The following is an 8669-nucleotide window of genomic DNA, read 5'->3' as shown; positions in this document are numbered from 1 at the left end:
GGCGTGGAGATGTTCCGCAAGACGCTGGACCGCGGTGAGGCGGGCGACAACGTGGGTTTGTTGCTTCGCGGGATCAAGCGCGATGAGGTGGAGCGCGGCCAGGTGGTGGCCAAGCCTGGGAGCATCACGCCGCACACGAAGTTCAAGGCGGAAGTTTACGTGCTGAAGAAGGAAGAAGGTGGCCGTCATACGCCGTTTTTCCCCGGGTACCGTCCTCAGTTCTATTTTCGGACCACGGACGTGACGGGTGTAGTGACGCTTCCTGAGGGCGTGGAGATGGTGATGCCGGGCGACAACGTGAACATGGAAGTGCAGCTGATCGCCCCGGTGGCCTTGGAAAAGGAGCTTCGCTTCGCGGTCCGCGAAGGCGGACGCACCGTGGGGGCCGGCGTCGTCACCGACATCATCGAGTAGGGCAGCACCAATAACGGAAAGGGTCCCCGGCCGACGCCTTCGGCGGGGACCCAACTTATGGGAACAACAGCTATGATGATGAATCAGCGAATCAGAATCCGCTTGAAAGCTTACGACCACAAGCTTCTTGATCAGGCGGCCGCGGAGATCGTGAACACGGCGAAGAAGACGGGTGCCCACGTGGCAGGGCCCATCCCGCTGCCCACCAAGATTCATCGCTACACGGTGTTGCGGTCTGTCCACATCGACAAGAAGTCGCGGGAACAGTTTGAGGTCCGGGTTCACAAGAGGCTGGTCGACATCCTGGAGCCGACGCAGCAGACGGTGGACTCCCTGATGAAGCTGGATCTTTCGGCCGGCGTGGACGTGGAAATCAAGCTGTAAAAGCCTCTTCGAGCGGAAAGGCTACTGAGAGAGAGCAGACAAAATGGTTAAGGCATTGATTGGACGCAAACTCGGTATGACGCAAGTCTTCGCCGATGACGGCAGCGTGGTGCCGGTGACGGTGATCCAGGCGGGTCCCTGTGTGGTCACCCAGGTGAAGGTGCCGGAGCGCGACGGTTACAGTGCCCTCCAGCTGGGCTTTGGCACCAAGAGTGAGAAGAAGGTCAACCGTCCCATGAAAGGCCACCTGGACAAGGTGGGCAAAGGCTATTTCCAGGCCTTGCGCGAAGTGCGCGTGGACAATGTGGACGAGTTCGAAATGGGGCAGGTGATCGGCACAGATGTCTTTGAAATCGGCGACCGGGTGGATGTGACCGGCATCAGCAAGGGAAAGGGCTTCGCAGGAACCATCAAACGGTGGGGCTTCCACCGGGGGCCGGAAACCCACGGCTGCAAGAACATTCGCGAGCCCGGTTCCACAGGATGTGCCACGTACCCCGGCAGGGTGATCAAAGGCAAGAAGATGGCTGGCCAGAAGGGAAATAAGCGCGTGACCACCCTCAACCTGAAGATCGTAGACGTGCGGCCCGAGGAAAACCTGCTGTTGATCAAAGGTGCTGTGCCGGGAGCCAAGAACGGTTTGGTGTTCATTCGCAAGACGAATCGTGTCAAGTAAGGCTCCAAGCCGGAAAAACCTGGGAGGACTAGAGGTAACGTCATGCCTACGATTGATATTTTCGACATGAACCGTCAGGTTGTGGGGCAGATGGAGCTCCGGGACGACGTGTTTGCCGTTCCGGTCAAGGCCCACGTGCTCCATGAGGTGGTGCTCTATCAGCTGGCCAAGCGCCGGGCGGGAACGGCCAAGACCAAGGGCCGAAGCGAAGTCGCCGGTGGGGGTCGAAAGCCCTGGCGCCAGAAGGGTACGGGACGTGCCCGCGTGGGAACCATTCGTTCGCCCCTGTGGAAGGGGGGCGGCACGGTGCACGGGCCGCAGCCCCGTTCCTACGAGATGAAGGTGCCCAAGAAGGTCCGGAAATTGGCCCTGAAGATGGCCCTGAGCCAGAAGCTTCAGGATCAGGAGCTGACCGTTGTGGAAGAGCTGAGCCTGCCGGAGATCAAGACCAAGGAATTCGCGGCGTGGGTCCAGCGCTTTGAGCTCAGCAAACCCCTGGTGGTGATTGCGCGCCGGGATGAGGTGGTGGAAAAATCGGCCCGCAACATTCCCAACGTGAAGGTGTTGCGCTCGGAAGGGCTGAACGTGTACGACATTCTCAACCACCGGAACGTCGTCCTGACCAAAGAAACGATTGGCAAAATAGAGGAGTCCTTGGGGTCATGACGGACAAAGCTTATCACATTCTCAAGCGCCCCCTGATCACCGAAAAGAGCACCCTGGAAAAAGAGCTGATGAACAAGCTCCATTTCGAAGTGGACCGCCGGGCCAACAAGATCGAGATCAAGGAGGCGGTCGAGCGAATCTTCAACGTGGACGTGCTCGAGGTTCGCACCATTCGGGTGAAGGGAAAGACGAAGCGTGTGGGTCGCTGGGTGACCAGGACGCCGGATTGGAAGAAGGCGATTGTGACCATCAAGCCCGGCCAGCGCGTGGAATTCTTTGAGGGCGTCTAGGTCTGGAAAGAGAGGGACGGATCCGGGGTCCTGCCGGGCCGTCCGTGAGCCAGTTGTTGACGAGGGATACCTATGGGCATCAGAAAGGTCAAACCGAGAAGCGCCGGTACCCGCTTCATCACCTATCCGATCTTCGAGGAGATCACCAAGAAGGAACCGGAAAAGAGTCTGCTCGAGCCCGTGAAGAAGTCGGGAGGCCGCAACGCCAACGGCCGCGTGACGGTCCGACATCGGGGCGGAGGACACAAGAGGCGGTATCGGATCATTGATTTCAAGCGCAATAAGGACGGGGTGCCGGCCAAGGTGGCGGCGATCGAATACGACCCGAACCGTTCCGCTCGCATTGCCCTGCTGCACTACGTGGACGGGGAAAAGCGCTACATCCTGGCCCCCGTGGGCCTCAAGGTGGGCGATCAGTTGCTGTCCGGGTCCAATGCGGAAATCCGCGTGGGAAACTGCCTGCCCTTGGAGAACATGCCGCTGGGTACGATCGTGCATAACATCGAGATGATCCCGGGAAAGGGCGGACAGATGGTGCGATCCGCCGGCACGGGCGCGCAGGTGATGGCCAAGGAGGGGCGCTACTGCACGTTGCGGATGCCTTCCGGCGAAATGCGCATGGTCCCGATCAAGTGCCGGGCCACCGTGGGACAGGTGGGTAATATCGACCACGAAAACGTCAGTTATGGCAAGGCGGGGCGTACCCGTTGGTTGGGACGCCGTCCCAAGGTCCGCGGCGTGGCCATGAACCCGGTGGATCACCCCATGGGCGGCGGCGAAGGCCGGAGCTCCGGCGGTCGCCATCCGTGTACCCCTTGGGGCAAGCCCACCAAGGGTTACAGAACCCGCAAGGCCAAGAACAGCGATCGACTCATCATCCGTCGCCGCAAGTAGCGTGAAGGTAAGGAGGGTAAGGTGCCTCGCTCTTTGAAGAAGGGACCCTTTGTCGATGATCACCTGATGCGCAAGGTCCTGAAGGCCAGGGAGACCGGTGATCGCAAAGTGATCAAAACCTGGTCTCGGCGTTCGACCATTCTTCCGGACTTTGTGGGCCTGACCATCGCCGTGCACAACGGGAAGAAATTCATCCCCGTCTTCGTGACGGAGAACATGGTCGGTCACAAGCTGGGGGAATTTTCGCCCACAAGGACCTTTTACGGTCATGCAGGTGACAAGAAGTCGAAGGTGAAAGGGAAGAAGTGATGGAAGTTAGGGCTGTGTCCAAGTATTTGCGGATTTCCCCACGGAAAGCGCGCTTGGTGGCCGAGCTCATCCGAAGCAAGAACGTGGGTGATGCCTTGACAATACTGAAGTTTACCCCGAAAAAAGGGGCCCGCTACATCAGTAAGACCCTGCGGTCTGCCGTGGCGAATGCGGAGAACACCAACGCCATGGACATGGACAGCCTGTATGTCAAGGCCATCTACGTGAACGAGGGTCCTCGGCTGAAGCGCTGGAGGCCGCGTGCCATGGGTCGGGCCACGCAGATTCTCAAGCGCACGAGCCACATCACGGTGGTGCTAGGGGAAAGATAGGAAGGAATCATTGAAGGCCGAAGGGCCTGCTCCCCCGGGGGCGTCGGTGCGGAACTGCCGGGCGCCGGGTGCGGGAGTCGAAGGATTCAACGAGCGCGGAGGTGAAGTTTGGGACAGAAGGTACACCCCATAGGATTCCGTCTGGGCGTCATCAAGACGTGGGATTCCAAATGGTTTGCCACGAAGGACTACGCCAAGCTGGCATATGAGGACCGCAAGATCCGCGAGTTCATCAAAAAGCGGCTCTACCATGCCGGCATTGCAAAAATCGAGATCGAACGCGCCGCCAACCGAGCCAAAATCAGGATTCATACGGCCCGCCCGGGAATTGTCATCGGAAAGAAGGGTGTCGAGATCGAAGCCTTGCGCCGGGATTTGGAAAAGAAGTTCCAGCGGGAGATGCTCATCGATATTCAGGAAGTGCGCCGTCCGGAGCTGGATGCCACGCTGGTGGCGGAAAACATCGCTCTGCAGCTGGAACGGCGGGTGGCATTTCGAAGGGCCATGAAGCGGGCGGTGACCTCGGCCCTCAAGTTCGGCGCCAAGGGCGTGCGCGTGGCCTGCGCCGGTCGACTGGGCGGGGCCGAAATGGCGCGTCGTGAATGGTATCGTGAAGGGCGCGTGCCTTTGCATACCTTGCGTGCGGATATCGATTACGCGGTGGGCGTGGCCAAGACCACTTACGGTGTGATCGGCGTCAAGGTATGGATCTTCAAAGGGGAAGTGTTGCCGTAGTCCCGATGGGGAGCCATCTGAGCCCATTCGCCCCCTTCGAGGGGGAACGACTTTCGCCGCGCTTGGAATGACAGAGGAGTTGGAAAATGCTAGCCCCAAAACGAGTGAGATACCGCAAGCAGCAGAAAGGCCGCATGAGAGGGACGGCGTATCGCGGCAATCAGCTGAATTTCGGTGACTACGGCATCAAGGCCCTGGAATCCGGGCGGATCACGTCCCGTCAGATCGAGGCGGCCCGTGTGGCCATCACACGGCATGTAAAACGCGGCGGGAAATTGTGGATTCGAATCTTTCCGGACAAGCCCATCACGAAGAAGCCTGCGGAAACTCGGATGGGTAAAGGTAAGGGATCGCCCGAGATGTGGGTGGCCATCGTGAAGCCGGGTCGGATTCTTTATGAACTGAAGGGCGTGCCCGAGGAAGTGGCCCGTGAAGCGTGCCGACTGGCATCCCACAAGCTTCCGGTGGCAACGCGTTTTGTGTCGAGGCAGGATGTCCTATGAAAGCAGCGAGCCTTCGAGAATTGAGCGTGGAAGAGCTTCAGCAGAAGCTGGTGGAGCTGCGCGAGTCGCACTTTAACCTGAAATTTCAGCACGCCACCGGGCAGTTGGAAAACACAGCGCAGCTCAAGCAACACAAGCGCAACATTGCGCGCGTGTTGACCGTATTGCGAGAAAAGCAAAGCGTCAGCGAGGCTTAAGAGGCATGTCAATGGAAGAGCGTAAGACCAACAGGAAGACCCGCGTCGGCACGGTCGTCAGCGACAAAATGAACAAGACGGTGGTGGTGAGTGTCGAGCGCCTGGTGAAACACCCTTTGTACGGAAAGTACATTCGACGTCGCAACAAGTTCAAGGCGCATGACGAAACCAACGACTGTCGCGTGGGCGATCGCGTCGTCATCCAGGAGAGCCGCCCGCTGAGCAAGACCAAGCACTGGGTCGTGGTCAAGATTCTGGAACGGGCTGCTGTGTGAGGTCCCGAGACGGCGGAGGCCGTGCGGTGGCCCAGCTGTGTCGAGCGATTGAAGGGAGTTCAAGATGATCCAGGCAGAAACGCAACTGACTGCCGCCGACAACTCCGGAGCGAAGCGGCTGTATTGCATCAAGGTGCTTGGCGGATCCAGGAAAAGGTATGCCACGGTCGGTGATATCATCGTGGTGTCTGTGAAGGAAGCCATCCCCAATTCCAAGGTGAAAAAGGGCGATGTGCTCAAAGCCGTGGTGGTGCGCACCAAGAAGGAAGTTCGCCGGCCGGACGGAACCTACATCAAATTCGATGACAATTCGGCCGTGCTGATCAATGCGGCCAGGGAGCCCATCGGGACCCGTATCTTTGGTCCTGTGGCTCGAGAACTGCGGGCCAAGCAGTTCATGAAAATCATCTCGCTCGCTCCGGAAGTTCTCTAGCGGGGTAACGGAGAAAGTCGAAAATGGCTTTGGCAAAAAAGTACCGCATCAAAAAGAATGACAAGGTGATGGTGATCGCCGGCAAGGAGAAGGGCAAGTCCGGGAAGGTCATGAAGATCTTGCCCAAGACCGACAGGGCCATTGTGGAAAAGCTCAACATGGTCAAGCGCCACATGCGTCCGGGAGCCTACAGCCGGCAGGGTGGAATCGTGGAGAAGGAAGCCCCTATTCACATTTCCAATCTCATGTTGATCTGTTCCAAATGCACGGATCCGACCCGAGTGGGCTATAAGACCCTGGAAGACGGCCGCAAGGTGCGCGTTTGCAAGAAATGCGGCGAAGTCATCGACGGGTGACGTCCACGACGTCGGGCGGAGTGGAGGCACGAATGGCTCGTTTACGTGAGTTGTATGCGAAGGAAATCGCACCGCAATTGGCGGGAAAATTCCAGTACAAGAGCCCCATGCAGATTCCGAGGCTGAGCAAGATCGTGCTCAACATGGGGCTGGGCGAGGCGATTCAAAACGTCAAGGTGTTGGAAACGGCGTCCGAGGAGCTGGCCCTGATCAGTGGGCAGAAGCCGGTGATCACCCGTGCCCGGTTGAGCATCGCCGCGTTCAAGCTGCGCAAGGGCATGCCCATTGGCTGCATGGTCACGCTGCGCAAAGATCGGATGTACGAGTTTTTTGACAAGCTCGTGAACATCGCCTTGCCCCGAGTCCGCGACTTTCGCGGCGTATCGCCCAAGTCCTTCGACGGACGGGGCAACTACACACTGGGTGTCAAAGAGCAAATCATCTTCCCCGAAATCGACTACGACAAGATCGACAAGATCAAGGGGATGAACATCACGATCGTGACGACAGCCAAGACAGATGAGGAAGCGCGGGAGCTTCTGACTCTTCTGGGCATGCCGTTCAGGAAGTAAGAGGTCAGAGGAGGCAGCCTTGGCTAAGAAATCGATGATGGCAAAAGCGCAGCGCCCGCCCAAGTTCAAGGTTCGGGCCTACAACCGTTGCCCGTTGTGCGGACGTCCTCGTGCGTTTCTGCGAAAGTTCGGGATGTGCCGTATCTGCTTCCGCAATATGGCGCTGAACGGCGAACTCCCTGGCGTGACCAAGGCCAGTTGGTAACCGGCTGGGAGCAGAAGGAGAATACCTCATGGTGATGACCGATCCGATTGCCGATTTTCTGACAAGGATCAAAAACGCGCACAGGGCGCGCTTCGATAAGGTGGACATCCCGGCATCACGCATCAAGACGGAGTTGGCCCGGATCCTGAAAGAAGAGGGCTACATCAAGCACTACAAGGTGATCAAGGACAACAAGCAGGGCATCTTGAGGATCCACCTCAAATATGGTTCCGACCGGGAAGCCGCCATTGTGGACATGAAGCGCGTGAGCAAACCGAGCCGGCGCATCTACGTGGGAGCCGACGAGATTCCCCGCGTTCTCAATGGTCTGGGCATTTCCATCCTGTCCACGTCCAAGGGAGTGATGACCGACAAGCAGGCGCGGCGCCAGGGCGTCGGGGGGGAAGTCCTGTGCCAGGTTTGGTAAGCCCTTGGGCCGCAGGCTCCTGCTGTAGGTGTGCGTTTCAGGCAGTCTAGACAAGGAGATCCAAGATGTCTCGTGTGGGCAAGAATCCCGTCCCCGTTCCCCAAGGGGTGGATGTGAAGGTGGACGGCGCGAAGATTACGGTCAAGGGTCCGAAAGGGGTTTTGACCCGTGAGTTGCCGAGCCAGATCCAGGTGACCGTGGAAGGTGATCAGATCGTTTGCCGCAGGGCGGACGAAAGCCGACAGGCCCGGTCTCTGCACGGTTTGGTACGGGCCCTGGTGAGCAACATGGTGGTGGGAGTCAGCCAAGGTTTTACGAAGGTCTTGGAAATCCACGGTGTGGGCTACCGCGCCGAGGTGAATAAAAACGTGCTCAATCTGACCCTGGGCTATTCCCACCCGATCAACTACGAGCTTCCGGAAGGCATCCAAGCCACGGTGGACAAGCAAAACGTGATCCGCCTGGAAGGGACCGACCGGGAAGTGCTGGGGCAGACGGCGGCCAATATCCGGGCCCTGCGGCCGGTGGAGCCTTACAAGGGCAAGGGTGTCCGGTACGCCGATGAGCAGGTCCGACGCAAGGCTGGCAAGGCCGGCAAGAAATAGGGGATAAGACGATGGGATCGAAGACGCATCCGAGAGTTCTCGCTCGACTGAAGCGGAAAAAGAGGATTCGAGCCAGGGTGACAGGGACTGCGGATCGCCCGCGGCTGACGGTCTACCGGAGTGCCAAGCATATCTACGCCCAGCTCATCGATGACACCGCCGGGGTGACCTTGGCGGCCGCGTCCACCCTGTCTCCGGAGTTCAAGAACCTGGAGGAGGAGGTCAAGGGCAAGGAGGGCGCCGCGCAGATGGTGGGGCAGTTGGTTGCCCAAAAGGCCTTGGAAAAGGGGATCAAGAAGGCTGTTTTCGACCGCAATGGGTTCATCTACCACGGTCGAGTGCGTGCCCTTGCCGATGGCGCCCGGGCCGCCGGTCTCGAGTTCTGACTAGAGCCCG

Annotated in this window: 19 protein-coding genes; all 19 read left to right on the top strand. The window is 58.9% G+C overall.

Annotation, left to right across the window (positions count from 1 at the left end):
* A partial coding sequence (locus tag B9A12_RS12765) for an elongation factor Tu (RefSeq protein WP_483863794.1) occupies window positions 1-414 on the top strand: 414 nt, incomplete at its 5' end.
* 75 nt (window positions 415-489) lie between these two features.
* Complete coding sequence (gene rpsJ, locus B9A12_RS12760) at window positions 490-798, top strand: 30S ribosomal protein S10 (RefSeq protein ID WP_073037150.1); 309 nt, start codon at window positions 490-492, stop codon at window positions 796-798.
* Between the two features lie 43 nt (window positions 799-841).
* Window positions 842-1474 (top strand): 50S ribosomal protein L3, encoded by a 633-nt coding sequence (gene rplC / locus B9A12_RS12755; protein ID WP_084058434.1) that lies wholly within the window; start codon window positions 842-844, stop codon window positions 1472-1474.
* A 42-nt stretch (window positions 1475-1516) separates the two neighbouring features.
* Window positions 1517-2140: a 50S ribosomal protein L4 gene (gene rplD / locus B9A12_RS12750; RefSeq protein ID WP_084058432.1), complete on the top strand. Its 624-nt coding sequence runs from the start codon at window positions 1517-1519 to the stop codon at window positions 2138-2140.
* Window positions 2137-2430: a 50S ribosomal protein L23 gene (rplW, locus tag B9A12_RS12745; protein ID WP_084058430.1), complete on the top strand. Its 294-nt coding sequence runs from the start codon at window positions 2137-2139 to the stop codon at window positions 2428-2430. The genes rplD and rplW overlap by 4 nt, the downstream gene beginning before the upstream one ends.
* A 72-nt stretch (window positions 2431-2502) precedes the next feature.
* Complete coding sequence (gene rplB, locus B9A12_RS12740; protein ID WP_084058428.1) at window positions 2503-3324, top strand: 50S ribosomal protein L2; 822 nt, start codon at window positions 2503-2505, stop codon at window positions 3322-3324.
* A 21-nt stretch (window positions 3325-3345) separates the two neighbouring features.
* On the top strand, window positions 3346-3633 hold the full coding sequence (rpsS, locus tag B9A12_RS12735) for a 30S ribosomal protein S19 (RefSeq protein ID WP_084058426.1): 288 nt from the start codon (window positions 3346-3348) through the stop codon (window positions 3631-3633).
* Window positions 3633-3965 carry a 50S ribosomal protein L22 gene (rplV, locus tag B9A12_RS12730; RefSeq protein WP_084058424.1) on the top strand — a complete coding sequence of 111 codons (333 nt, stop codon included), beginning with the start codon at window positions 3633-3635 and terminating at the stop codon, window positions 3963-3965. Before rpsS ends, rplV begins: the two co-directional genes overlap by 1 nt.
* 108 nt (window positions 3966-4073) lie before the next feature.
* On the top strand, window positions 4074-4700 hold the full coding sequence (gene rpsC, locus B9A12_RS12725) for a 30S ribosomal protein S3 (RefSeq protein WP_084058423.1): 627 nt from the start codon (window positions 4074-4076) through the stop codon (window positions 4698-4700).
* Window positions 4701-4786: 86 nt separating this feature from the next.
* Complete coding sequence (gene rplP / locus B9A12_RS12720) at window positions 4787-5203, top strand: 50S ribosomal protein L16 (protein ID WP_084058421.1); 417 nt, start codon at window positions 4787-4789, stop codon at window positions 5201-5203.
* Window positions 5200-5400 carry a 50S ribosomal protein L29 gene (rpmC, locus tag B9A12_RS12715; RefSeq protein WP_084058419.1) on the top strand — a complete coding sequence of 67 codons (201 nt, stop codon included), beginning with the start codon at window positions 5200-5202 and terminating at the stop codon, window positions 5398-5400. The genes rplP and rpmC overlap by 4 nt, the downstream gene beginning before the upstream one ends.
* Before the next feature lie 11 nt (window positions 5401-5411).
* Window positions 5412-5675 carry a 30S ribosomal protein S17 gene (rpsQ, locus tag B9A12_RS12710; protein ID WP_084058417.1) on the top strand — a complete coding sequence of 88 codons (264 nt, stop codon included), beginning with the start codon at window positions 5412-5414 and terminating at the stop codon, window positions 5673-5675.
* 64 nt (window positions 5676-5739) lie between these two features.
* Complete coding sequence (gene rplN / locus B9A12_RS12705; protein WP_084058415.1) at window positions 5740-6108, top strand: 50S ribosomal protein L14; 369 nt, start codon at window positions 5740-5742, stop codon at window positions 6106-6108.
* A 23-nt stretch (window positions 6109-6131) separates the two neighbouring features.
* A complete protein-coding gene (gene rplX / locus B9A12_RS12700) occupies window positions 6132-6464 on the top strand; it encodes a 50S ribosomal protein L24 (RefSeq protein WP_084058413.1) in 333 nt (110 codons plus the stop codon).
* Between the two features lie 32 nt (window positions 6465-6496).
* Window positions 6497-7036, top strand: a complete 540-nt coding sequence (gene rplE, locus B9A12_RS12695) for a 50S ribosomal protein L5 (protein ID WP_084058411.1) — start codon at window positions 6497-6499, stop codon at window positions 7034-7036.
* A gap of 19 nt (window positions 7037-7055) precedes the next feature.
* Window positions 7056-7241 (top strand): type Z 30S ribosomal protein S14, encoded by a 186-nt coding sequence (locus tag B9A12_RS12690; protein WP_073037093.1) that lies wholly within the window; start codon window positions 7056-7058, stop codon window positions 7239-7241.
* A gap of 28 nt (window positions 7242-7269) precedes the next feature.
* Entirely contained in the window at window positions 7270-7668 is a 399-nt protein-coding gene (rpsH, locus tag B9A12_RS12685) for a 30S ribosomal protein S8 (protein ID WP_084058409.1), read from the top strand.
* Window positions 7669-7733: 65 nt separating this feature from the next.
* The gene (rplF, locus tag B9A12_RS12680) at window positions 7734-8273 is read left to right on the top strand and encodes a 50S ribosomal protein L6 (RefSeq protein ID WP_084058408.1); all 540 of its coding nucleotides are present in this window, start codon (window positions 7734-7736) and stop codon (window positions 8271-8273) included.
* Window positions 8274-8284: 11 nt separating this feature from the next.
* Window positions 8285-8659 (top strand): 50S ribosomal protein L18, encoded by a 375-nt coding sequence (gene rplR / locus B9A12_RS12675; RefSeq protein ID WP_084058406.1) that lies wholly within the window; start codon window positions 8285-8287, stop codon window positions 8657-8659.
* The last annotated feature ends 10 nt before the right edge of the window (window positions 8660-8669 follow it).

Source organism: Desulfacinum hydrothermale DSM 13146 (genome assembly GCF_900176285.1).
GTDB lineage: Bacteria > Desulfobacterota > Syntrophobacteria > Syntrophobacterales > DSM-9756 > Desulfacinum > Desulfacinum hydrothermale.
Note: the sequence above shows the minus strand (reverse complement) of the source record. Positions and strands in the feature narration are given on the sequence as shown.

What these genes read in the sequence shown, in the direction of transcription:
- rplP (WP_084058421.1), top strand. Translation starts at nt 4,787, where the DNA reads ATGCTAGCCCCAAAACGAGTGAGATACCGCAAGCAGCAGAAAGGCCGC.
- rplD (WP_084058432.1), top strand. Translation starts at nt 1,517, where the DNA reads ATGCCTACGATTGATATTTTCGACATGAACCGTCAGGTTGTGGGGCAG.
- rplF (WP_084058408.1), top strand. Translation starts at nt 7,734, where the DNA reads ATGTCTCGTGTGGGCAAGAATCCCGTCCCCGTTCCCCAAGGGGTGGAT.
- rpmC (WP_084058419.1), top strand. Translation starts at nt 5,200, where the DNA reads ATGAAAGCAGCGAGCCTTCGAGAATTGAGCGTGGAAGAGCTTCAGCAG.
- rpsH (WP_084058409.1), top strand. Translation starts at nt 7,270, where the DNA reads ATGGTGATGACCGATCCGATTGCCGATTTTCTGACAAGGATCAAAAAC.
- rpsJ (WP_073037150.1), top strand. Translation starts at nt 490, where the DNA reads ATGATGAATCAGCGAATCAGAATCCGCTTGAAAGCTTACGACCACAAG.
- rpsQ (WP_084058417.1), top strand. Translation starts at nt 5,412, where the DNA reads ATGGAAGAGCGTAAGACCAACAGGAAGACCCGCGTCGGCACGGTCGTC.
- rplR (WP_084058406.1), top strand. Translation starts at nt 8,285, where the DNA reads ATGGGATCGAAGACGCATCCGAGAGTTCTCGCTCGACTGAAGCGGAAA.
- rplW (WP_084058430.1), top strand. Translation starts at nt 2,137, where the DNA reads ATGACGGACAAAGCTTATCACATTCTCAAGCGCCCCCTGATCACCGAA.
- rplV (WP_084058424.1), top strand. Translation starts at nt 3,633, where the DNA reads ATGGAAGTTAGGGCTGTGTCCAAGTATTTGCGGATTTCCCCACGGAAA.
- rplC (WP_084058434.1), top strand. Translation starts at nt 842, where the DNA reads ATGGTTAAGGCATTGATTGGACGCAAACTCGGTATGACGCAAGTCTTC.
- rplE (WP_084058411.1), top strand. Translation starts at nt 6,497, where the DNA reads ATGGCTCGTTTACGTGAGTTGTATGCGAAGGAAATCGCACCGCAATTG.
- rplX (WP_084058413.1), top strand. Translation starts at nt 6,132, where the DNA reads ATGGCTTTGGCAAAAAAGTACCGCATCAAAAAGAATGACAAGGTGATG.
- rplN (WP_084058415.1), top strand. Translation starts at nt 5,740, where the DNA reads ATGATCCAGGCAGAAACGCAACTGACTGCCGCCGACAACTCCGGAGCG.
- rplB (WP_084058428.1), top strand. Translation starts at nt 2,503, where the DNA reads ATGGGCATCAGAAAGGTCAAACCGAGAAGCGCCGGTACCCGCTTCATC.